At 43.5% G+C, this 22,680-nt stretch carries 21 protein-coding genes; 11 read left to right on the top strand and 10 right to left on the bottom strand.

All coding sequences use genetic code 11. The features are described from left to right. Positions 1–331: 331 nt before the first annotated feature. On the top strand, positions 332–460 hold the full coding sequence (locus tag CXF82_RS22665) for a hypothetical protein (RefSeq protein ID WP_257982825.1): 129 nt from the start codon (positions 332–334) through the stop codon (positions 458–460). 70 nt (positions 461–530) lie between these two features. Here the strand turns inward: CXF82_RS22665 and CXF82_RS19220 are convergent, their stop codons facing one another. The 3 genes from CXF82_RS19220 to CXF82_RS19210 all read right to left on the bottom strand — a co-directional run bounded on the left by CXF82_RS19220 (position 531) and on the right by CXF82_RS19210 (position 3,062). Then, positions 531–1,418, bottom strand: a complete 888-nt coding sequence (locus CXF82_RS19220) for a phosphoribulokinase (RefSeq protein ID WP_101092554.1) — start codon at positions 1,416–1,418, stop codon at positions 531–533. A gap of 403 nt (positions 1,419–1,821) precedes the next feature. Beyond that, on the bottom strand, positions 1,822–2,076 hold the full coding sequence (locus tag CXF82_RS19215) for a YheU family protein (RefSeq protein WP_101092553.1): 255 nt from the start codon (positions 2,074–2,076) through the stop codon (positions 1,822–1,824). After that, a complete protein-coding gene (locus tag CXF82_RS19210; protein WP_101092552.1) occupies positions 2,070–3,062 on the bottom strand; it encodes a hydrolase in 993 nt (330 codons plus the stop codon). Before CXF82_RS19210 ends, CXF82_RS19215 begins: the two co-directional genes overlap by 7 nt. Before the next feature lie 191 nt (positions 3,063–3,253). Between CXF82_RS19210 and CXF82_RS19205 the strand changes: the two genes are divergently transcribed. Together CXF82_RS19205 and CXF82_RS19200 are read left to right on the top strand one after the other, a co-directional pair. Further along, a complete protein-coding gene (locus CXF82_RS19205) occupies positions 3,254–3,769 on the top strand; it encodes a TAT leader-containing periplasmic protein (protein ID WP_101092551.1) in 516 nt (171 codons plus the stop codon). A gap of 38 nt (positions 3,770–3,807) precedes the next feature. Next, positions 3,808–5,397, top strand: a complete 1,590-nt coding sequence (locus CXF82_RS19200) for a GMC family oxidoreductase (protein WP_102044770.1) — start codon at positions 3,808–3,810, stop codon at positions 5,395–5,397. A gap of 76 nt (positions 5,398–5,473) precedes the next feature. On the opposite strand, the gene tolC is transcribed toward CXF82_RS19200, so the two are convergent. After that, the gene (gene tolC, locus CXF82_RS19195) at positions 5,474–6,796 is read right to left on the bottom strand and encodes an outer membrane channel protein TolC (protein WP_102044769.1); all 1,323 of its coding nucleotides are present in this window, start codon (positions 6,794–6,796) and stop codon (positions 5,474–5,476) included. 290 nt (positions 6,797–7,086) lie between these two features. Here tolC and nudF point away from each other — a divergent pair, with 290 nt between their 5' ends. The 7 genes from nudF to parC are packed head-to-tail and all read left to right on the top strand — an operon-like array spanning position 7,087 to position 15,038. Next, entirely contained in the window at positions 7,087–7,704 is a 618-nt protein-coding gene (gene nudF / locus CXF82_RS19190; RefSeq protein WP_101092548.1) for an ADP-ribose diphosphatase, read from the top strand. Positions 7,705–7,743: 39 nt separating this feature from the next. Next, positions 7,744–8,178 carry a DUF1249 domain-containing protein gene (locus CXF82_RS19185; RefSeq protein WP_101092619.1) on the top strand — a complete coding sequence of 145 codons (435 nt, stop codon included), beginning with the start codon at positions 7,744–7,746 and terminating at the stop codon, positions 8,176–8,178. Positions 8,179–8,199: 21 nt separating this feature from the next. Next, positions 8,200–9,039, top strand: a complete 840-nt coding sequence (cpdA, locus tag CXF82_RS19180; protein WP_101092547.1) for a 3',5'-cyclic-AMP phosphodiesterase — start codon at positions 8,200–8,202, stop codon at positions 9,037–9,039. Positions 9,040–9,069: 30 nt separating this feature from the next. Continuing rightward, the gene (locus CXF82_RS19175; protein WP_101092546.1) at positions 9,070–9,642 is read left to right on the top strand and encodes a YqiA/YcfP family alpha/beta fold hydrolase; all 573 of its coding nucleotides are present in this window, start codon (positions 9,070–9,072) and stop codon (positions 9,640–9,642) included. Positions 9,643–9,697: 55 nt separating this feature from the next. Then, complete coding sequence (gene parE, locus CXF82_RS19170; protein ID WP_101092545.1) at positions 9,698–11,584, top strand: DNA topoisomerase IV subunit B; 1,887 nt, start codon at positions 9,698–9,700, stop codon at positions 11,582–11,584. A 44-nt stretch (positions 11,585–11,628) separates the two neighbouring features. Beyond that, positions 11,629–12,771, top strand: coding sequence for a PQQ-dependent sugar dehydrogenase (locus CXF82_RS19165; protein WP_101092544.1), 1,143 nt, complete (start codon positions 11,629–11,631; stop codon positions 12,769–12,771). Continuing rightward, on the top strand, positions 12,771–15,038 hold the full coding sequence (gene parC / locus CXF82_RS19160; RefSeq protein ID WP_101092543.1) for a DNA topoisomerase IV subunit A: 2,268 nt from the start codon (positions 12,771–12,773) through the stop codon (positions 15,036–15,038). The genes CXF82_RS19165 and parC overlap by 1 nt, the downstream gene beginning before the upstream one ends. Positions 15,039–15,115: 77 nt before the next feature. On the opposite strand, the gene CXF82_RS19155 is transcribed toward parC, so the two are convergent. Next, on the bottom strand, positions 15,116–15,307 hold the full coding sequence (locus CXF82_RS19155) for a bacterioferritin-associated ferredoxin (RefSeq protein ID WP_101092542.1): 192 nt from the start codon (positions 15,305–15,307) through the stop codon (positions 15,116–15,118). Positions 15,308–15,515: 208 nt separating this feature from the next. Beyond that, positions 15,516–16,442 (bottom strand): D-2-hydroxyacid dehydrogenase, encoded by a 927-nt coding sequence (locus CXF82_RS19150; protein ID WP_101092541.1) that lies wholly within the window; start codon positions 16,440–16,442, stop codon positions 15,516–15,518. A 48-nt stretch (positions 16,443–16,490) separates the two neighbouring features. Here CXF82_RS19150 and CXF82_RS19145 point away from each other — a divergent pair, with 48 nt between their 5' ends. After that, positions 16,491–16,823, top strand: coding sequence for a DUF3392 domain-containing protein (locus CXF82_RS19145; protein WP_102044768.1), 333 nt, complete (start codon positions 16,491–16,493; stop codon positions 16,821–16,823). A gap of 107 nt (positions 16,824–16,930) precedes the next feature. Here CXF82_RS19145 and CXF82_RS19140 read toward each other — a convergent pair whose 3' ends face one another. From CXF82_RS19140 to asd, 4 genes are all read right to left on the bottom strand, one after another. Next, positions 16,931–17,626 carry a glycerophosphodiester phosphodiesterase gene (locus CXF82_RS19140; protein WP_102044767.1) on the bottom strand — a complete coding sequence of 232 codons (696 nt, stop codon included), beginning with the start codon at positions 17,624–17,626 and terminating at the stop codon, positions 16,931–16,933. A gap of 26 nt (positions 17,627–17,652) precedes the next feature. Then, positions 17,653–20,844 (bottom strand): mechanosensitive ion channel domain-containing protein, encoded by a 3,192-nt coding sequence (locus CXF82_RS19135; protein WP_102044766.1) that lies wholly within the window; start codon positions 20,842–20,844, stop codon positions 17,653–17,655. A gap of 70 nt (positions 20,845–20,914) precedes the next feature. Next, positions 20,915–21,799: a DMT family transporter gene (locus CXF82_RS19130; RefSeq protein ID WP_101092537.1), complete on the bottom strand. Its 885-nt coding sequence runs from the start codon at positions 21,797–21,799 to the stop codon at positions 20,915–20,917. A 9-nt stretch (positions 21,800–21,808) separates the two neighbouring features. Then, positions 21,809–22,672: an archaetidylserine decarboxylase gene (gene asd, locus CXF82_RS19125; RefSeq protein WP_101092536.1), complete on the bottom strand. Its 864-nt coding sequence runs from the start codon at positions 22,670–22,672 to the stop codon at positions 21,809–21,811. Positions 22,673–22,680: the final 8 nt, after the last annotated feature.

Raw genomic sequence — 22,680 nt, 5'->3', positions numbered from 1 at the left:
CAGCATCTTCAAGGAGATGAACAGATCAACATGGGGATGGAATTTACTTTATTTAGAGGTTAGCAAGCATCTTCAAGGAGATGAACAAATCAATATGGATGTTGATTGTTAAGAGAGGTTAGCCAGTATTTCCAAGGAGATGAACAGATCAACATGGGGATGGAATTTACTTTATTTAGAGGTTAGCAAGCATCTTCAAGGAGATGAACAGATCAACATGGATGTGGAATTCGCTTTATTTAGAGGTTAGCAAGCATGCCCAAGGTAATAAACAGATCAACATGGATGTGGAATTCACTTTATTTAGAGGTTAGCGAGCATCTTCAAGGAGATGAACAGATCAACATGGATGTGGAATTCACTTTATTTAGAGGTTAGCCAGCATGCCCAAGGTAATAAACAGATCAAGATGGGGGAATTCACCGCCAAGAGCATGCTAACTTATCGTTCTTTCGCCTGAAATCCCGATAAGCCAAAGTCTACAGAACCTACCTTAAACAAATCTTAAGACTGTGAATCGTCGGATTGAATTACTCATTTTCTGGTGTGATTAGCTGCAGTCGTTTATCCATTAAGTCCTTAACCAGTGGGGTTAGGATCAGTTCCATAGCCAACGACATCTTGCCACCTGGCACCACTAACGTGTTGATGCGAGACATAAAGGAGCCTTGGATCATCCGCAAGTAATAAGGGAAGTCGACGTTTTTAATGCCACGAAAACGGATCACCACAAAGCTCTCATCTAAGCTCGGGATGCTTTTTGCACTAAAAGGGTTCGAGGTATCTACGGTTGGCACCCGTTGAAAATTAATATGGGTGCGAGAGAATTGTGGTGTCATATGGTTAATATAATCGTCCATACTGCGCACTATCGAGTCCATGACTTTTTCACGGCTATGACCTCGTTCAGAAGTGTCACGAATAATCTTTTGAATCCACTCTAAATTAACAATAGGTACCATACCTATCAGCAGATCGACATGCTGTGCCACGTCACAATCATCGGTGACTACGCCGCCGTGTAGACCTTCATAATAAAGCATTTCGGTATTTTCGGGCAGTGGATGCCACTGGGTGAAAGTGCCAGGCATTTGGTTGAATGGAACGGCTTCGTCAAAGGTATGCAGGTATGCGCGGGTCTCACCTTGGCCTGTGCTGCCATAGTCGCTAAAGCATTGCTCTAAACGTTGAAAATCGTTGGCCTCAGGGCCAAAGTAACTGATGTTACGATTTTCAGTTTTTTCTTTACGGATCATCACCGCCATTTCTGGGCGAGTGAAATGATGAAAGCTATCGCCTTCAACAATGACTGCATTAATCCCAAGTTGCCTAAAGATATGATTGAATGCAGTTGTTGTCGTTGTCGTACCGGCACCGGATGAGCCTGTAACAGCAATAATAGGATGTTTCGCTGACATTTTTTTACCTAAAATAGAGACAGTTGAATATCACCTGGACACCGCCAAATATGGCTAATGGTTTTGATCCTGCAACAAATCTGGTTCTTCAAAAACTGTATGTGAATTTTATACCCATTCTACTTCAAAGTGCCTGTTTCAGAGCTGCCTGAGCGGAGCCAATTCAAGGCGCACAGTTGTAATAATGGTTGTTCCCTTATCAAACTGCGCAACGAAAAAGTGGCTTTGCTCAGGCGCTCCCTTTGGGTGGGTTTAAAAGTGATTTAAACCGCGTAACTGAACTTGACAATAGACCAGCTATTGCGCTGCGCCCAAAGCCTTGTTTAAGTCACTTTTAATTCCCACTGAAATCATACATCTTGAAGTTGATTGGGTATAGTTATACGTATTCGAATCTCTCAGGTCAATCTTGAGCTGGATCCATTGTTACAATATCTTCTTTACGCCTAATTGCGATAGATTCTTCCTCTTCGCTAAACTCGACCACTAATTCGCCACGCGCGAGTGCGGCACGACAGGTCGAAATCGCACTCTTCATACTGTCTGCATCAGTACCTGAAAAACTGCCATCTTCTAGCTGGCCAATGAGAAACTCTTTGATAATGTTTTCAAATGTTTCAGGGGGCAATTGGTTTAATGATTCATACGGAACTAGCATGGTTTATTCTCAGGTTGATTGAGGTGAGAGGTTAAAAAAGACAAAATTCTCTTTTCAATATAGTAGCGTGGGCGCCATGGCGTACCGCCTTCAATAAAGCCGACATGGCCACCATTCTCATGTAATTCATATTCGACCTGTGCCGCTAACTGGTCACTCGTCGGGATCACTGCATGGGTCATAAAGGGATCATCTTTGGCATGGATCACTAAGGTTGGTTTTTGAATTGTGCTCAAATAGGGAAGACCGCTGGCGCGATGGTAATAGTCGTCCACACCATTAAAACCGTGCAGTGGCGCCGTTATCTGATCATCAAAAGCATAAAAAGTGGTCAATTTTTCAATTTCAGCTTTGCCAATAGGCATTAGGGCTTGTAGTGCTGGAGTCGATAATTTGCCAATCATCTTCTCCTGCAGTTGTTTGATTAGATAGCTCTGGTACATCTTTGAAAAGCCGCTCTCTAGGCGTTTAGCGCATGCAGCAAGGTGTAACGGTGCAGAGATGGCAACGGCTCGATCAATTAAGCTTTTCTCTTGTTGTTCGCCTTGATACTTAATCAAAACGTTACCACCAAGACTATACCCCACAGCCAGTAAAGGGGAGTCCGGATAGCGTTGTTTAAGTAGCATCAGAGTCGCCTGAATATCTTGAGTATCACCGCTATGATAACCCCTGACCAGCCTATTTAATTCGCCAGAGCAACTTCGATGATGATGTACGACGGCGCATCGTTTTTGCGTTTTACATTCGGCCAGAATACGGCGTGCATAATGAGACGCTGAACTGCCCTCTAGGCCATGTACGATAACAACAATGACCTGGCCTGTTTGGGGCTTACCTTGCCAGTCAAGATCAATAAAATCACCATCGTCTAACTCTAATCTTTCCCTTTCTAACGGTGGTCTGTCCACTTTGGTTAGCACGGGTAAAATCGTTTGGATATGGGGGTTTTTAGCCCACCAGGCAGGTGAAAATTTGTGTGTCATCATAATTGGCTATTGCTGAAAATTAAAACGTGTGTTTAATTGTTATTATGACAAGAGTGTAACACAGATCGAAAAAGCAAATTTGGAGCGCTTTAACTCAGTGTCTTAGTGGTGATTAGGCAAGATGAAAACCCCACCTTTTATCAACGTCAGCTTTTATAAAAAGCCAATAATAACAATAAGAGGACAAGATGGAACGACGTACTTTTATAACGACTGCATTAGCTGGAACGGCATGCCTAGCACTAGGCGTTAATTATTGTTCTACCGATTACATCAATGTCAATCCTAAGCTTGATGGTAAACATCGACTGCTTTTTAGCGTATTACTGCCAGTATTTCTCGACGGTGCACTACCTGACGTACCTGGGTTAAAAAGAGATGCTGAAAACCGCACCTTAGATGCTATTGAACAAACGATCTTGTTGTTACCCGAAGATAGCCAGGCCGAGCTTGAACAGTTGTTAGACTTATTAGAAGGGCGATTAGGACTGTTAATTCTTACGGGCAGCATGACGCCACTGATGATGCGTAACAGCGTGGAATTAATAGAGATGCTGCAAGGATGGCGTACAAGCTATATCGAAATGATGGTGACAGCTTATCAAGGCTTAAGAGAGTTGGTCATGGCAAGCTATTACTCGGACCCGGAGCATTGGAGCCGATTACATTACGCTAAGCCCGATTTTCTTGAGGAGATTAATTGATGTTATTCGTAAACCGTGTCGGTTGTGAGGAGTAATTTGTGGCCATTGAAGATCCGATTGTTACTGGGCTAAATTCGGGCTGGGCGCATATTAATGCGGGACAGTTAACATCAAATCAAACGTTTGAAGCTGATGTGGTTATTGTGGGGAGTGGCGCTGGAGGCGGAACTGCCGCAGAGATCCTCACTAATGCTGGCTTGTCAGTCATTATTGTTGAGGGCGGGCCTCTGAAGTCTTCTAAAGACTTTGTTATGGAGGAGAGGACCGCTTATCCTGATCTCTACCAACAAGCAGCTGGAATGAAGACAACCGATAAAGCGATTGGTATTTTTCAGGGCCGAGCTGTAGGGGGCTCCACTACGATTAATTGGACGACATCTATCCGAACTCCAGATCCCGCTTTAGCTTATTGGGCCTCAAAAAAATCGGTCGTCGGACTTTCAACAGATGAGTTGACACCTTGGTTCAAAAAAATGGAACAGCGGCTCAATATCAGTGAATGGACATTCGATCCTAATCGCAATAATGCCGCTTTAAAAGAAGGGTGTGAGCAGTTAGGTTGGGATTACACTGTTATTAAGCGCAATGTAAAAGGGTGCTGGAATACAGGGTATTGCGGTATGGGCTGCCCGGTGAATGCTAAACAATCAATGTTGGTAACCACAATACCTGCTGCGTTAGAGCAGGGCGCGACACTGGTCAGTCAGGCCAAAGTGATGAAGCTTGAGCATCATAATGACAAAATTTATGCATTAAAAGCACAGGCATTAGACAGTAATATGAAACCGTTACCGGTGGAGATCGTCTTCAAGGCAAAGCACTATATTCTGGCCGCGGGTGCAATCCATACACCGACGATAATGTTGCGCTCAAAGTTACCTGATCCATATGAGATTATCGGTAAACGGACTTTCCTGCATCCCAGTTTACTTAGTGGTGCTATTTTCTCTGATCCCATTAATGGTCATAGTGGCGCGCCACAATCCATTTATTCAGATGAGTTTGTATGGAAAAATGGCGTCGATGGCGAGCTCGGTTATAAGCTAGAAGTACCGCCCATTCATCCTATTTTGATCGCATCCAAAACGATAGGTTACGGACAAAGTCATGCTGAATTAATGGCGAACTTTAACCAACTACAAGTCACCATCGCGTTGGTTAGAGATGGTTATCATGAGAACAGTCCTGGCGGTGAGGTTAAGTTAACCGATCATGGCAGTACGTTAGACTACCCGCTCACGGATGCTTTTTGGCGAGCAGCAAGACGCGCTTACGCCAGTATGGCTGAGCTGCAATTTGCCGCCGGAGCCAACAAGGTGTTACCCATTAGTGAGGGCATGCCTTATTTAAACAGTTGGCCCGAAGCTAAAAAGGCAATTGCGGAGATGGACTTGGCGCCATTAAAGACGGTTGTTGCCTCTGCACACGTGATGGGAGGGTGTCCGTTAGGGGAAGACCCTAAAATGTCGATGGTCAATAGTTACGGTGAGTCTCACTACTTTGAAAACTTATCGGTAATGGATGGATCCATATTTCCCACGAGTTTAGGTGCAAACCCGCAATTGTCGATATACGGAATAACGGCACGCAATGCGACTCGTCTTGCAGAAAAATTGACCGCCAGTTAAACAACAATATTTTGAGTATTAAAAAAGCCCGCTGATAACAGCGGGCTTTTTATTGTTCAATAATCTATCTTAGCATTTACAGTGGTGCTATTAGGCCACTGTTAATGTTGCTAATATCATCTTCATTCAATGTACCTGCAGCTTGCTTAAGCGCAATGATTGAATTGATATAGCCATAACGCGCATCAGACAGTTTACGTTTTGAATCGTATAAGTCTCGAGTACGGTTTAACACGTCAACGATAGTACGAGTGCCCACTTCAAAACCGGCTTGAGTTGCTTTTAGTGCACTCTCTGATGAGATCACTGATTGCTCATATGCACGGATTGAACTGATCGAAGCGCCAACGTTGTTAAAGTTATTACGGATATCTTTAACAACTTTACGGTGTGTCTGTTCAAGCTTCTCACTTGCTTCAACATACTGATACTGAGCTTGATTGACTTGAGAAGTGACTTTAAAGCCTTCAAAAATAGGAATGCTCAGTGTGACACCAACTGTGCCATTATCGAAGTCAGGTTGGTTAATACCACCGGTGTCTTGTTCAATTCCCTTCTTATATCCTGCATTTAGGCTAAGTGAAGGCATGTGACCGGCTTTATAAAGCGTAATGGTCTCTTCGGCAATATCTTTACCAATACGTGTTGTCATTAAATCAACGTTATTGGTTTCTGCTATTTTGACCCAGTCAGCCGATATTGCGGGGGCAATGGGGGCTGCTGAAAAACGGTTAGTGTCTAAGATATTAATATTCTTATGATCAATACCGGTAATTTCACGCAGTGCTTCATAGCTATTGGCAAGTGTATTTTCAGCTAGAATTTCAGTTGCGTTGGCCAAATCATATTGTGCTTGAGCTTCATGCACGTCGGTAATCGCGGTAAGACCTACGGCAAAACGTTGTTTTGTTTGTTCAAGTTGGCGATCAATTGCACGTTTCTCTGAACCTTGGAACTCGTAGTTATCTTTTGCGGTAAGGACATCGAAGTATGCTGTCGTGACACGGATAATCAAATTTTGCAGCGAAGATGCATATGCAGAGTCAGCTTGAGATGCCGCTTTTTCTGCCAAGCTTAAACCTACCCATGCACTGTGATCATAGATAACTTGATTTAAAGAAATGCCACCAACGATGCCGCTGGTATCTTCAGCGGTGTTTGCTGAATTATCGTTCCACGCTTTATCGTAACCGACATTGGCACTAATGGTTGGCAATAGCGGTGCACGTTGCTCTTCTATTTGCTCATAAAGTGCATCACGCTGTGCTTTGGCTTGCAGCGCAATAGGATCACTGGTTAATGCTTGTTGATATATCTGTAGAAGGTCGTCGGCATGTGCGACCTGAGCAGAGACGGCCAGCGTCAGTGCGGCACATAGATAGCGGATCTTGAATTTCATTTGCTGTCCTTTTAGACAAAATTCCCCATTGAGGAGCGAATTTAACTTTGTTTTGTTTAGTTATGCCTAACTTAAAATGAAAAGTTAGGCGGTTTGCGCTTCCCGACGCTTCCCAATACATCTAAACTTAGTGGGTAGATAGTAAAAACCTACAATTCCTAAGTCAACTATGAAGTGTAACAGTTTTTTATCGCAATAATCAGATCTGCCTTTTATCTTAGTATTAATATATTTACTTTGCTTTGTTTTGGCATAAACACCTTGATAAACAAGTAGGTTTAGGGGAATAAATGAACAATACTTTTAGTCATAAAGATGTTGAATTGCTCGCTAAGAAAACCTTATATAAAGGTTTCTTCAAAATGGAAGAGTATCGCTTTAAACATCGGCTGTTTGACGGCGGTTGGAGTGGTGAGGTCACAAGAGAGGTGTTTGAAAGAGGACATGCTGTCGTTGTGTTACCCTACGACCCGATTAAAGATAAAGTGGTGCTGATTGAGCAGATCCGCATACCAGTGCTCGGCAGCGCTAAATCGCCTTGGTTGTTTGAATTAGTCGCCGGGATGATTGATCCGGGTCAAACATCTGAAAATGTTGCCATTAAAGAGCTTAAAGAGGAAACCGGTCTTGACGCGTTGAGTGTTACTAAGCTGAATCAGTATTTTTCAAGCCCAGGTGGTACAAGCGAGCGCTTTGACTTTTATTGGGCTGCAGTGGATTCATCAAATGCGGGTGGAAACTACGGTTTACCTGAGGAGCATGAAGACATAAAAGTCCATGTAGTGGACAGAGAATTAGCTTACAAAATGTTAACAGATGGACTGATAGATAATGCCTCCACCGTCATTGGCCTGCAATGGCTGCAATTGAACTATCGAGATTTGATTAAACGCAATAGTGAAAAATGATCATTGTTGCTCGGCTTAAAAGATCCTTGGAACTATATCGTGTCAAAAGTCACATACGTCCGCAAGAACAAGTACCAGCCCAATATCAGTCAGTTTTTGGCTGTCTGTGCTCGCAACTATATGCATATTCAGCGTTGGCTTACACAAGAGCCTTGCGAAGGTCAGCATTGGCAAGTTGCTGGTGAGTTTGGTCGGCTGGATGTTCGGCTGTTGGAAAATACTAAATATACTCAACTGGTCGAAATTTCAAGGTGTGCAGGCGATCATGCATTAGTGTCAAGGCCCAAAGTATCAGTTCGCGTTTATCATGATGCTAAATTAGCAGAAGTGTTAACTAGTCAACAGATTTACCAATTACGTCCAGTGTATGATTATCCAAATATGTATATGCATCATCGTGATGAAAAGTATCAAGTGAATGCGTTTCTTGAAGAGTTATTGAAGATAGATAACTTAACTAAATTTATTTGTTAATCTGGTATTTAGGTAATTACTTTGCTAAAAGAGGCAATCTCTTATTCAATTTCTGAGTCAGGCAGTGTGAGAATGGTGCAAGTCACTGACCCTCATCTTTTTGCTGATCCTGAAGCCCAGTTACTAGGTTTGAACACTTCCCATAGCTTGAATGCAGTATTGAATACCATTGCTGCTGTTGATTACCCGGCACACTTTATGTTGGCGACAGGGGATATCAGTCAAGACTATTCAAACCAGTCTTACCATAATTTTGTCGATGCTATTACCCCGTTAAACTTGCCTTGTCATTACTTGCCTGGGAATCATGATGACCCCCGTATTATGAATCTGCACATGCAGGGTGAGAAAGTATATGGGCAAAAAAGGATACTGGCAGGTAATTGGCAAATTATTATGCTGGATTCTACGGTTAGAGGCAGGCCCGGTGGGCATATGTCGGATGACGAGTTAAGTCTCATTGATAATGCCATTAAAGCTGAACCTAACCGCTACACCCTGCTGGTGATGCATCACAATCCTGTTCTTGCGGGTTGTGCTTGGTTAGATCAACACTGTATGGACAACGGCAGCGACTTTATTGAGCAGGTCTCGCGTTACCGACAAGTCAAAGGGCTACTTTGGGGACATATCCACCAAAGTATTGATACTATTCATCTAGGGCCACATGGGCCAGTCAAGTTAATGGCCACGCCGTCGACTTGTATTCAATTTAAACCTAAGTCTCCCTATTTTGCATTAGATGCACTTCAACCGGGTTACCGTTTGCTGGAGCTTAAGTCTGATGGTAGCATCCTAACTAACGTGTATCGGGTACCAGGCGAAAACTTTTCACCTGACAATGAAGCTGGCGGTTATTAAGTAAGATATAACACCGCAGCGTGAGGAACTATGCTGCTTTATATTCATGGATTTAATAGCTCTCCGCTTTCAGACAAAGGACTTGTGACCGCAAGTTTTATTAAGCAACATTATCCCGAATTAGACTTTTATCAACCACAGTTGCCTAGTGAGCCACTAGAGGCGATGGCGTTATTGATTCAAATAGTAGAAAAAGCCAAAGCTGCAAATAAGCCGGTGAGCTATATAGGCTCTTCATTAGGAGGCTATTTTGCCAGTTATTTGGCTGAAAACTACGGTGGGCGCGCAGTTTTGATTAATCCTGCGGTAAAACCCTTCGAACTGTTTGATGAATTCATCGGCACTCAGTACAATCCCTATACAAATGAAACCTATCAGGTTTCAACTAAACATAAACAGGATATTGCTGAGTTCGATACTGCAGCTATTATGAATCCTGATCGCTTTTATGTACTGTTACAAACAGGCGATGAAGTACTCGACTATAAACAGGCCGTACAGAAATATCATTGTTGTAAACTGTTAATAGAACCAGACGGCGAACATCGCTTTATAGGCTATGAAAAGCAGCTTGCTTCCATTTGTGAATACCTGTTTTCTTGACAAATAGACCCGTAGGGCCGCAACATGGCCTGAATAACAAAAAAATATGTGTGCCATGACAAATCAATACACCTCAGATGCTATTGAAGTCCTAAACGGACTTGACCCTGTAAAACGTCGCCCGGGTATGTATACCGATACTTCGCGCCCGAACCATTTAGGACAGGAAGTCATAGATAATAGTGTCGACGAAGCTCTCGCTGGGCACGCAAGTCGAATCGACGTTATCTTACATACTGACAACTCACTTGAAGTCACTGATGACGGCCGCGGCATGCCTGTGGATATTCATCCTGAAGAGGGGATCCCCGGCGTTGAGTTGATCCTCACTAAGCTGCATGCTGGTGGAAAGTTTTCTAATAAAAACTACCAATTTTCCGGTGGTCTACATGGGGTGGGTATTTCGGTTGTTAACGCCCTGTCTAACCGAGTTGAAATCACCGTAAGACGAAATGCTGAAGTCTATGATATGGCTTTTGAGCACGGTGAAAAAGTGGAAGATCTACGTGTCACTGGCACCTGTGGTCAACGAAATACCGGTACTCGAGTCCATTTTTGGCCAGATATAAGCTATTTTGACTCAGGCAACTTCTCAGTGAGCAAGCTCAGTTATTTGCTTAAAGCTAAGGCTGTATTGTGTCCTGGTTTGAGAATTAAGTTTGTAAACAAGCAGGCTAATGAAACACAAGAGTGGTTCTATGAAAGCGGCTTAGAAGATTATTTAAAGTCGTCAATTGCTGGTGCCCCTACGTTGCCAGAAGACCCATTTGTAGGGAGTTTTAAAGGTAATATTGAAGCCGCTGATTGGGCTATCACTTGGTTACCTGAAGGTGGCGATTACTTAAATGAAAGTTACGTAAACCTTATTCCAACACCGTTAGGTGGTACGCACGTCAATGGTTTTAGGCAAGGTTTGCTCGAGTCCATGCGTGAGTTTTGTGAATTTAGAAACTTAATGCCACGTGGTATCAAGTTAACTCCTGAAGATATCTGGGATCGTTGCACCTTTATCTTGTCTATCAAGATGCAAGACCCACAATTTTCAGGGCAGACCAAAGAGAAGTTATCGAGCCGACAATGTGCAGCTTTTGTATCAGGGATTGTACGCGATGCATTTAGCCTGTGGTTGAACACCAATACAGAACAAGCTGAAGCCTTGGCTGATATGTGCATTAATAATGCACAGAAACGTTTAAAAGCAGCAAAGAAAGTTGCGCGAAAGCGTATTACCTCTGGCCCAGCATTACCTGGGAAACTGACCGATTGCAGTGGTCAAGACCCAATGCGTGGCGAACTGTTCTTGGTGGAAGGTGACTCTGCAGGGGGGAGTGCTAAGCAAGCGCGTGATCGTGAATTTCAAGCAATTATGCCGTTGCGAGGTAAAATCCTCAATACTTGGGAAGTCGATGCATCGCAAGTGCTGGCATCACAAGAGGTTCATGATATCTCGGTTGCCATTGGTTGTGATCCCGACAGCACTGATATTTCTGAATTAAGGTACGGTAAAATCTGTATTTTAGCGGATGCTGACTCCGATGGATTGCATATTGCGACCTTGTTGTGTGCGCTATTTATGAAGCATTACCGTGTCCTGGTGGAGCAAGGACACATTTATGTGGCTATGCCACCTTTGTTCCGTATCGATATTGGCAAAGAAGTGTTCTATGCACTCGATGATTCAGAGAGAGACGGTATTATTGACCGCATCGCAGCTGAAAAACGCAAAGGGAAAGTCCAAGTAACACGATTTAAAGGACTAGGTGAAATGAATCCACTGCAGCTGCGTGAGACCACAATGGATCCCAATACGCGTCGATTGGTTCAACTGACCATTGACGATGTTGATGACACATTAGCACTGATGGATATGCTGCTTGCTAAAAAACGTTCTGGCGACCGAAAAATTTGGCTGGAGACAAAGGGTGATTTAGCGCAGATCTAGATAGATCGCTTACCTCAACAGAGCACTAAACTAAAAGAAGAATAATGACGTTTAAAAATCACCCCAAACAAATATGTGTCGGCCTGTCCGCAATATTGATTCAGCTTATTTGTAGCGCAACGAGTATAGCCGCGGAGCCTGTGATGATCACAGTCTCTAAAGGCTTTGGTTTAACACTGTTCGCTTCCGATTTGGGCGATGCGAAACAGCTGGCCTTAGGGAGCAATGGCACACTGTTTGTTGGCTCCTACAAAGAAGGAACCATAACCGCGCTCGTGGATGCAGACCAAGATGGTAGAGTAGACAAGCGTTATATCATTGCTAAAGGGCTGCATTACCCCGAAGCGATTGCTTTTCATGATGGTGCTTTATATGTGGCTGAAGATGAACGGATCTTAAGATTTGTTGATATTGAATCACGGCTAAGGCGTCCGGGCCGAGCGAAAGAAATTTATGATCGTTTACCTGGTAACACCCAAAAAAGCAAACGTGCCATGCATTTTGGCCCTGATGGCAGGCTTTACATCGCGATTGGTGCACCCTGTAATGTGTGTGAGCCTGAAGCACCGTTTGGTAGCATTATTGCTATCGACGTCAACACTGGCGAAAGCGAGCAAATTGTGAGTGGTGTTCGTCGAGTTGCGGCTTTTGACTGGTCTGTTGAAGATAAAGAGTTGTGGTTTTCAGACTTAGGTCGAGATTGGATGGGCGATAACCTACCGCCAGATGAGATTAATAAAGTTGAAACTGTAGGCAGTCATTATGGCTTTCCCTATATCCACGGAAAAGATGTTATTGAACCCGCTTATGATAAGCCTAAAAACTTAAAAGTGGTCGCTCCCCAATACGAACTACCTGCTCACGTTGGACCTAAGGGGCTGCACTTTTATCGTGGCGACCAATTTCCAGAACGTTATCAGAATCAAATGTTTGTTGCTGAAAACGGTTCGTGGAATCGCTCAAGTAAAGTTGGCTATCAAATAGTAATGCTTGAGATAAAAGATAAACAAGTCGTCAAGCGTAGCACCGTTGTTAGCTTCTTAGATGGTGAATTTCCGGTAGCCAGACCCCATTCGTTGATCACCGCACCCGATGGTGGCATGTATATTTCGGACGATTTGAAAGGTAACGTTTACCGTTTGTATTACAAAGAGACACAAAAAAATCAGTCACAGGATAATGATTAATGAGTGATGCGATAGATTTAAGCTTAGACGGCGTAGAGCAAATGCCAATGCGCCGCTTCACGGAAGAGGCCTACCTTAATTATTCCATGTACGTGATCATGGACCGTGCTCTGCCGCATATTGGTGACGGACTGAAACCGGTACAAAGGCGTATCATTTACGCGATGAGCGAGCTTGGCTTGTCCGCAACGTCAAAGCATAAGAAATCAGCTCGTACGGTCGGTGACGTGCTCGGTAAATACCATCCTCATGGTGACAGTGCATGTTACGAAGCCATGGTGCTTATGGCACAGCCGTTCTCATATCGTTATCCATTGGTCGACGGTCAAGGAAACTGGGGAGCACCCGATGATCCTAAGTCATTTGCGGCGATGCGATATACCGAAGCTAGACTGTCAAAATTTTCTGAAGTTCTGCTAAGTGAACTTGGACAAGGGACTGTTGATTGGGGCGTAAACTTTGATGGCACCATGAAAGAGCCGTTAGTTATGCCCGCGAGATTGCCTCATATCTTACTCAACGGCATTACCGGTATCGCTGTTGGTATGGCGACAGATGTGCCACCACACAATGTTAAGGAGCTTGTGGGAGCTTGTATCGAGTTACTCGATAACCCGAAAGCTGACTTGCCACGTTTGATGGAGTTTGTTCCTGGACCTGATTACCCAACAGAAGCAGAGATAATTACTCCAGCTGCTGATATTGCCAAAATATATCAGACCGGTAAAGGCTCGATTAGAGCCCGTGCTGTATACACGGTTGAAAATGGTGAGGTGGTGATTACCGCATTGCCACATCAAGCGAGTAGCGGCAAAATATTAGAGCAAATGGCAGGGCAGATGCAGGCTAAGAAGCTGCCCATGGTAACGGATTTACGTGATGAGTCTGATCACGAAAGCCCTGTTCGGATGATCATTGTGCCGCGTTCTAACCGCGTTGATTGTGATCAGATGATGGCACACCTTTTTGCAACCACGGATTTAGAGAAAAGTTATCGAGTCAATCTTAATATATTAGGTCTAAACGGACGTCCACAAGTTAAAGGTCTACTTGAAATATTAACGGAGTGGCTGGTGTTCCGTACCACAACGGTTAAGCGTCGTTTAGAATACCGTTTAGATAAAATCTTATCGAGACTGCATATTCTTGATGCCCTAATGGTTGCATTTTTGAATATAGATGAAGTCATCGAAATCATCCGATTTCACGATGAGCCCAAAGCTGAGTTAATAACAAGATTCAATCTGTCAGATAAGCAGGCCGATGCGATTTTGGATCTGAAATTGCGCCATTTGGCTAAGTTAGAAGAGTTTAAGATCCAGTCTGAGCAAAATGAGTTAGCCGCTGAGCGTGACAAGCTGCAACTGTTGTTAAGTTCTGAGCGTCGTATGAAAACGTTAATTAAAAAAGAACTGATTAGAGATGGTGAAAATTACGGTGATGAGCGACGCTCTCCACTGGTAGAGCGCGGAGAGTCTAAAGCGCTTACGGAGCTAGAACTTGTCCCTGTAGAGTCTGTTACTGTTGTATTGTCAGCAAAAGGCTGGGTACGATGTGCCAAAGGGCACGAGGTTGATGGAAAGAGCTTGTCTTATAAAGAGGGTGATGAATATCTCTGTGCCGCTCCTGGGCGCAGTAATCAACCGAGTGTGTTTATTGATACTTCCGGTCGGTCATTCGCCACTGAAACCCATACGTTGCCGTCAGCCCGCTCTCAAGGCGAGCCAATAACCACTCGCTTTAATCTCGCACCTGGTGCAACGGTAGAGCATGTATTACTGGCAGATGAAGAGCAGTGTTATATTTTAGCCTCAGATGCCGGTTACGGATTCGTTGCGGCAAATAAAGATATGATATCGCGTAATAAAGCGGGTAAGGCTTTGTTGAGTTTACCTACCAATGCGAAGGTATTGCTGCCACAAAAAGTCGATAAATCGACAGCACAATCTATTCTAGCAATTACCAACGAAGGCAGAATGTTACTCTTCTCGTTAGATGCTTTACCGCAGCTGACCAAAGGTAAGGGTAACAAGATCATTGGTATACCGACTGAACGCGCTAAAAGCCGGGAAGAGTTGCTAACACATCTACAGGTGATCCCTGAAGGTATGTCTGTCACCTTGTGGGCCGGTAAGCGGAAACTCACCTTAAAGCCAAGTGATTTGGAGCATTACCGCGGGGAGCGTGGCCGTAGAGGAGCTAAGTTACCCCGTGGACTTCAGCGTGTTGATAGTGTTGAGTTAGGCGAAGGTTCGCCGCAAGAGTAGCGGAAACCTCTGAATGATAGACAATAAAAATGCAGCCAAATGGCTGCATTTTTTATTGATAAACCGCTTCCTAAATACTAAGCGACTTCATAACAATTGGGTTCAATATCGACTTGTCTTTGGATTATTTGAGTTGCCATCTTTGCACATTTACCACATTGGCTTGCAACGCCCAGACGCTTCTTTACATCCGCTAATGAAGCATCGCCTTGGCTAACGGCTTCTTTAATCTGGGTATCTGTAATGGCATGACAAAGGCAAACGTACATAAATAATGATCCAACAATCGAATATGCACGCAGTATAAATGAAAACGATTCTCAATGCTAATAACTAATGAGAATGGTTATCAGTCGTTTGTTAGGTTTACCGTTATTAAAAAGGTTGCAGTGGATCACAACCCAGTGGCAGCTTGCGCACTTGGTTGTGTTTTATGTTGCTTTGTCGGTTCATGACTCTTGCGCTTGTAAGACGGGTTTAATAGCCGCGTTCGAAATGAACTCGATGAGATAGCTTTTCCCCCTTTATCCACTTACGGTAGTTTTCTGAGAAGATCTCTACCACTTGCTCAGGAAAGCTTGGCGCGGCAATATGCGGCGTAATCACCACATTGTCGAGTGACCAAATAGGGTGTTCCTCAGGCAAAGGTTCTTGATTAAAGACGTCAAGGATCGCTTGTTGCTGCTGGTTTTGGATCAGCTGAATGTATAAGGAGTCTAAATCGAGTACATCGCCTCTACCGAGATTAAATAACACTACCTCTTTTTTTAACAACGATAGCGTATGTTGGTTGAGTGCTCCTCGTGTTTCAGGGGTACTGGGTAAAATACTGGCGACAGCATCAGCACGAGGCAGGTGGTGTGTTAGGTTGGCTAACGTGTCGACTTCATCGAAGCCTTTTGTCGGTTTTGCGCCACGATTAATGCCAATGACATGCATGCCGAAATGTTTAGCTGTTTGGGCTATATGCTTAGCAATGGAGCCTGTTCCTAACAGCAATAGGTTTTGCCCTTGCAACGTTTTGTAGCTACCCGGAAGCCAAATTTTTTGAGCTTGCTGATTTCTATATTTGACGTGCTCTCGCTGATACGCCAATAGATAACCAAACAGATACTCACTCATTAATGGACCAAAAATGCCACGCACATTGGTCAGCTCATAGTCTCGGCGCTGTCTCGGTTTTACGAGTGCATCCACTCCAGCAAACGTCGACTGCATCCATTTCAAATTGGTAGCATGGGGCAATATGGGGGCGGCGAGACTGGGTTCTGCGAGCCAGATGTCGGCATTGAAAATATTTTGTGGGTTATCATCCAGAATGTGAATATTAGGCAGATGGCAAGAAGCCAAAAGCTGACGATAGCGTTCATTTTCTCTGGTAAGCAATAGTAACTTGTGTCCCATGCAGACTCCCTTTATTCTAGCTCTACATCATTAAACTTGAGGATATTAATGTCTAAATTAATTGAATTTCTTAGCTATTTAGGTTCGTTTATCTATCCTTGGCTAACAGAAGTTTCAACTGCAATTATTGCTTGTGCACTTGTTGTATTTGGTAGTGATATTAACCGCTTTTTGCGCCGCTATTTAACGGGGCGATCTTTTATTATTCGAACATTCATTTTTGTCTTAGTAAATGCATTCGGCTATGGCTTAATCATTGTGAAGTTAAGCCCGCTACTAGCGCAATATATGGCTGGAGTATCTTCACACTGGTTGTTCCTGCTTATTATCGCGGTTTTCTTTGCTATAGGGGGTTGGGCTCAACGAAATAAACAAGTTTAAGCCATTAATTCTAGTGTAGATTACATTGCACTATTTTGAGAAAGAGATATTCAAACTATCAGCTATAAATTGCATGATTGGCTATTCATTGGCTCAATTCTATCCCGTTAATGTTTCGCTAATGCGGTAATGGCTTTATCTGGAAAGTTAGTAAAGATGCCATCCACTCCAAGTGCCGCCAGCATTGTTATGTCGTCGGCAAAATCCACGGTATAAACATAAACTTTAGCCCCGCGTTGGTGTGCATCATTAATCATCTCTTTGGTGACAAAACTGAGGCCTAAATGGATAGAGTAGGCGTCGAGATCGGTGACCACTTGCGCTAAATTAAGTGGCACGCCCTCAATCAGTGGCGCCACATTGGCGCAAGGAAAAGACTGTTTAAAGGCTTTTAACATCGGGTGATTAAAAGATGAGATTAACAATAAGCTTGGATCATAATTCTGCTCGTGGAGCAGACTAGCGTACAGGTTAATAAAGGCGGGCAACACCGATAGGCCTTTAAGCTCTATATTGACTTCAATATTGTGAGGCTTTAACGCGGCTAATACCTCTGTCAGCTTAGGAATCGCTTCACCAGAGACGAAGATACTTAGTAAATAATCTTTAGTTGCTTTATCGATAAGCCCTTTACCCGAGCTTTTGGCGTCAAGCCTTCTATCGTGAAAAACATAGAGTTCGCCTTCGACCAAATGAATATCCAACTCAATGGCTTTAGCGCCTAGTGCAACCGCCTTCATAAAAGCTTTGGTGGTATTTTCAGGAGCGCAGCCACTTGCGCCGCGATGAGCATATATTTTCATTAGTTGGCTTCTTGAGTCATTGAGTATTAGGTTCTTATCAAGCTTTGGACATCTTTACTCTGTCCCGTCGATAAATGAACTTCTAGCTGAGGGTAGGCGAGCTCTAAATCGTTATCGCGTAACTTCTTGCTGATCTGTTTGTGCAGTTTGTGTCTTAATGGCCAACGAGTGCCCATATCTTTTGCATAGGCTCTCACTTCAAAGTCTTGAGTATGTTGGCCAAAGCCTGCAAACCAAACTTCTGGCTCTGGCGTTAGAAGTGCATCATCACACTCTTGAACCGCTTGATAAAGGGCTGCTTCAACACGAGCAGGATCGGAGTCTCGTGCAACGGATACATAAACAATAACGCGTGTAATAGGATCTGACAGCGACCAGTTAATTAACTGCTCGGTAATAAAGGCCTTGTTGGGCACAATAATCTCTTTACGATCCCAATCAATAATTGTGGTTGCTCGGATCTGAATTTTACTTACCGTTCCGGTGAGATCTCTGATCGTCACCGTATCACCAATTCGAACTGGTTTTTCAAACAGAATGATCAAGCCAGAGATAAAATTAGCGAAGATCTCTTGTAGACCAAAACCTAAGCCGACCGATAATGCAGCGACTAGCCACTGCAGCTTAGACCACTCCATTCCGAGTGTTGAGAAACCACTTAATATACCGAAGAAGATCACCAGATAGCGGCTAACTGTCGTGAGGGCAAAACCAGTACCTTGGCTTAAATCGAGCCGTTGCAGGATGGTTAACTCAATCAAACCTGGCAGATTAGTGGCTATCATCATCGAAAAACCAACAATGATAAATGACAGTAGCAATGACTTTAAGGTTATTGGTAATTGCTGCTCAATGCCATTGAGCGTGGTATTACTAGACCATAACGTCACCCCATCTAGCAAAGAGAACAACGCAGTATGAGTTTGGGTCCACAGTCCTACAATACTGGCTAAAAATGCCAATAGTAACAATGAGCGGACTAGGCCCAGAGATTGACCTGAAATGGTCTCTAAATCGACCTCTGGTTCTTCATAGGTATCTAATTGTTCAGGAGCGTTTACTTCGCCTTTCTCACGTTGGGCGAGTACCTCCGCACGTTTAGCTTTAGCGCGTTCGAACGCAATACGTCGTCTTTCAATGAGCATCCAACGTTTGGTTAATTGATATAACAGTAAGAAACCTAAGCCTAAAATGAGTGATATCTGTAGCTGTAAAAACATTTGAAATGCAGTGTAGTAGTAGCCGAGAAAAGCTAATAACGCACAGGCAATAGGGGTCATTATCAGCAATGCCCAAAGTAGTTTTTGGATCAGTTTTCTATTTTTATCCTTCTGATGATGTTTATTGTCTCGATTAGCAATGTTTAAAATATCTTTATAGAACCAGAACAGCATTAAGCAAAAAATAATGAATGCACCGCGGCCAAGGCTATTTCTAACAAGAGAGGTGTCGATGATCTCTGCAAATGCGGCAAATCCTAAAAATGGCATAACCATAATCGTGAGTTGTTTAAATCGCTCTTGCCCGACACGAATAACATCACGTTGCGCTTTAAAGTGGTTGATTAACAGTCCTTTATCTAATGCAAGTAAATGCACAAGACGATAGAGCTGGTAAAAAGCCCCTATTGCGATAACGCCCATGCCAATAGCTGACACAAAGTTAAGACTCGAAGTATAGAAAATGGCCCCCGCTAAAATAATAGGTAATGGCTTTAATAGGCTATAGCTGACTGAGTTAACGAACACATGCCAAGTATAAATAAATTTATCTTGGGTGACATTGCCAACAAAAGGTAACTCGCGGCGCATGGCGGCTTTGAACTTAGGGGTAACAATATCCTGCGCGATTAGGCTGACGATGAATAAAATTAACCACCAAGACCATAAGCTCCCCTGTTCACTGAATGATGTTTGCAATTGCTGCAACGGCGCTTGCTTGATCATCCATTGTACACTTTGTTGTAGATCGGTAAGCCACAAACCACCAATTCGATTAGCATTGGGTACCCAGAATAGGTGCTCGTTTAGGGTATCTCTTAACGTTAAATACTGTTGATTTAGCTGCTCATTACTCACTCTTAAATCAGCCAGTTCACTTAAGTAAAGATCGTAGCTTTGTAATAACTGTTGCAATAAGAGTTCTTGAGAGACAAGCAATTTAGCGTGCAGTTGCGTTGGCTTAGGCACATTGTTGAGTTGTTGTAGACTGACGGTTTGTGCCTGTTCGATTTGATAGCGCGCTAGCCGTGCATTGGCAATGTCATTTTGGACCGGGTCTTGGCTTGGCGGCTTAGGAAGTGCTTGCAACATTTGTAAAAAACGCTCGCCAAAAGCGGAGTTTAGTTTAATCCAACTTATCTGCTGTTGGATATTGGTTAGCTGTTTAGCTTGAGCTTGGTATTGAGCTTCTGCTTGCTCTTGTTGTGTAAGCGCTTGGCTTATTTTTAAGTTGAGTGATTTTAGTGTTTCACCATAGCCTAAATTCGCATCACTAAGTGATTGGGCTATTGGGTCAGCGCCATTTGACTCAGGCAATAAACTACTTGCGATAGCTGCTTCTGTACGTTTATGCCGTTGTATCTCTCGCTCTTGATTGAGGCGTTCAATGAGTTGCTCTTGTTGCTGTAGTTGCTGTCGTACCAATTTGAGCTGCAGTTGATTGAGATCAATCTCTTTCTGGCTGCTTGCTAACATCGCCTCTAACGTTGCGACACGCTGCTTATATAATATTTCCTGGGTAGTTAGTATTTGGTTTGATAGGGTTTGATCACTCGCTATACGGTTTTTTTTATGTTTAGTGAGTGTCGCTCTTGCCTTGCTTAAAGCATCGGGGAGGCTGTCGAGTGATTTTATTAAGTTATTGATTTTATTGCTTAAACTAACTTCTATCTCTTTTAGTTCAGATAAACGTAAGTACGCTAGCGAACCTTGTTGATTCAAGTCTTGCTTATTTGACCATGCGAGCGGCTGCAGCGCCTCTCTGATTTGATTCAGAAGATTCGATTTATGCTGATCAAAATTTTGTACCAGCGCTCTAGCGCTCTCTTCCGTGAGAGATAACTCACTTATTTTATTGTTGAGTAGCTCGAGTTGTTCTTGTGGCGTACTGCTATTACTCGAAGGACTTAAACCCAATCTTTTTTCAAGTTGAGTTGACGGGTTAGCGTTGGCTATAGTGCAAATAAAACACAGAAAAACCAATAAAAAACGATGCATGATTAGTGGCTTGCATAAATCGAAAAGGACTTACTCATAGTAGCCAAGTTATTCAGATAAATACATGGATCTATATAGTCTTTTTAATCCGTTGTGACTTATGGCTCTGTTGCGTTTCAAATAATGCAGTGGCAACGACCAATGTTCCACCAATAACGGTCTTGAGTTCAAGATCTTCACCGAGAAGAAGTAATGCCAACACCGCACCATAAAAGGGTTGCAAACACGACACTAAACCGACGGTTTTGGCGCTGAGTAATCGCAGTGCGGAGGTAAATAGCGCATGAGGGGCTGCTGTAAATACCACGCCGAGTAATACAATTAACCACCAAACATTGAGCTCAATACTGCTGACTTCAGTGGTAAACCATGGCGCAAGAAAAAGCACTGCAACCATGGTTTGATAGAACATTGCTTGTTGACCGCTATATTGTGAAAAATAGCGTTTATGTAATAGATTTCTCGCGGTGAATAGCGCAGCTGAGAGTACGCCAATGGCAATTCCGAGGGTGACATCGTTGCCAAGACTCGCCTCTGGGATAAGTAAAGCCACCCCGGTCAATACCAAAATACCACTGATGACGTCGGCAAGTTTTAGTTTGGATTTAGTGACCAATGGCTCAATGAGCACCGTCATAACGGGGTAAGTAAAGAAGGCTATCATGCCAATTGCAACTGAAGATAGTTGCATTGAGGCGAAGTAAGTTACCCAATGCAAACTAACGATAATACCCAGTCCAATAGCGACGAGATAATCCTTTGCTGCCTCGAGTGCTATTTTTTGCTTACTCAGCTTAACAATAAGTGCGAGTACCGCTGCTGCGACAACACAGCGCAGTACGGTAATATCTAACGCACTTAAAGGGATGAGTTTAGAAAACAGGGCTGTACCACCAAAAAGCAGTACCGCTAAATGCAGCTCAAGTAGCCCTGTTTTTTTATCACTTGGATTCAATGGTGTTAATTAGTCTTCAATTTTTGCAAAAGCTTGACCCATACGGGTAATGCTTGTTGGCTCTACGCCGTCAGCAAACTCGTCGAGTGCGTCTTTAGCAAATAGCATAACGACAGTGCTGCCCAGTTTGAAACGTCCCATTTCTTCACCTTTTTCAAGGGTAAGAGCCTCAGGCCCCTCAGTGGGATAATCCCAAGTAAACACGTCTTGACCTGTTGGCGGCGTAACAGTACCAGCCCATATTGTTTCAATGCTGGCCACAATCGTTGCCCCAACAAGTACCATTGCTATAGGGCCAATTTCCGTTTCGAAAATCGCCACAACACGCTCATTCCGGGCGAATAAGCCTGGAACATTTTGCGCGGTTAGCGGGTTAACTGAAAACAGTTCACCTGGTACATAGGTCATTTTAGACAGAGTGCCTTTTATTGGCATATGAATGCGATGATAATCTTTAGGCGCTAGATAAATGGTAGCAAAATCACCGTCTTCAAAACGTTTTGCATCATTAGCCTGATTACCGAGTAACGCTAGAGATGAATAGTCATGGCCTTTTGCTTGAAAAATGCGTCCATCTTCAATAGGACCTAATTGACTGACTGCGCCATCCACCGGGTGGATGATGTAATCTTTGTCTTCACATAGTGGACGAATGCCAGGCTTTAATGCACGAGTAAAAAACTGATTGAAAGTTGGATAAGCTTCAGGCGCGGGCTGAGCGGCTTCACTCATATCAATTTTGTATTGCTTAATAAACCATTTAATTGCAGCCGTGGTGACAGCACCCATTTCAGCTGCGGCTAATTTACCCACAAGACGTGATACCAAATGCTTTGGCATAATATATTGCAGTGCAATTTTGACTTTATCCAATTTCAAAT

The sequence above is a fragment of the Shewanella sp. GutDb-MelDb genome (assembly GCF_002836075.1).
Taxonomy (GTDB): domain Bacteria; phylum Pseudomonadota; class Gammaproteobacteria; order Enterobacterales; family Shewanellaceae; genus Shewanella.
The sequence above is the reverse complement of the archived record's forward strand: the minus strand, read 5'-3'. Positions and strand labels throughout refer to the sequence as shown.

Bases quoted from the DNA above. Each gene is read 5' to 3' on its own strand.
- CXF82_RS22665 (WP_257982825.1), top strand. From the start codon at position 332: ATGAACAGATCAACATGGATGTGGAATTCACTTTATTTAGAGGTTAGC.
- CXF82_RS19220 (WP_101092554.1), bottom strand. From the start codon at position 1,418: ATGTCAGCGAAACATCCTATTATTGCTGTTACAGGCTCATCCGGTGCC.
- CXF82_RS19215 (WP_101092553.1), bottom strand. From the start codon at position 2,076: ATGCTAGTTCCGTATGAATCATTAAACCAATTGCCCCCTGAAACATTT.
- CXF82_RS19210 (WP_101092552.1), bottom strand. From the start codon at position 3,062: ATGACACACAAATTTTCACCTGCCTGGTGGGCTAAAAACCCCCATATC.
- CXF82_RS19205 (WP_101092551.1), top strand. From the start codon at position 3,254: ATGGAACGACGTACTTTTATAACGACTGCATTAGCTGGAACGGCATGC.
- tolC (WP_102044769.1), bottom strand. From the start codon at position 6,796: ATGAAATTCAAGATCCGCTATCTATGTGCCGCACTGACGCTGGCCGTC.
- nudF (WP_101092548.1), top strand. From the start codon at position 7,087: ATGAACAATACTTTTAGTCATAAAGATGTTGAATTGCTCGCTAAGAAA.
- CXF82_RS19175 (WP_101092546.1), top strand. From the start codon at position 9,070: ATGCTGCTTTATATTCATGGATTTAATAGCTCTCCGCTTTCAGACAAA.
- parE (WP_101092545.1), top strand. From the start codon at position 9,698: ATGACAAATCAATACACCTCAGATGCTATTGAAGTCCTAAACGGACTT.
- CXF82_RS19165 (WP_101092544.1), top strand. From the start codon at position 11,629: ATGACGTTTAAAAATCACCCCAAACAAATATGTGTCGGCCTGTCCGCA.
- parC (WP_101092543.1), top strand. From the start codon at position 12,771: ATGAGTGATGCGATAGATTTAAGCTTAGACGGCGTAGAGCAAATGCCA.
- CXF82_RS19155 (WP_101092542.1), bottom strand. From the start codon at position 15,307: ATGTACGTTTGCCTTTGTCATGCCATTACAGATACCCAGATTAAAGAA.
- CXF82_RS19150 (WP_101092541.1), bottom strand. From the start codon at position 16,442: ATGGGACACAAGTTACTATTGCTTACCAGAGAAAATGAACGCTATCGT.
- CXF82_RS19145 (WP_102044768.1), top strand. From the start codon at position 16,491: ATGTCTAAATTAATTGAATTTCTTAGCTATTTAGGTTCGTTTATCTAT.
- CXF82_RS19140 (WP_102044767.1), bottom strand. From the start codon at position 17,626: ATGAAAATATATGCTCATCGCGGCGCAAGTGGCTGCGCTCCTGAAAAT.
- CXF82_RS19135 (WP_102044766.1), bottom strand. From the start codon at position 20,844: ATGCATCGTTTTTTATTGGTTTTTCTGTGTTTTATTTGCACTATAGCC.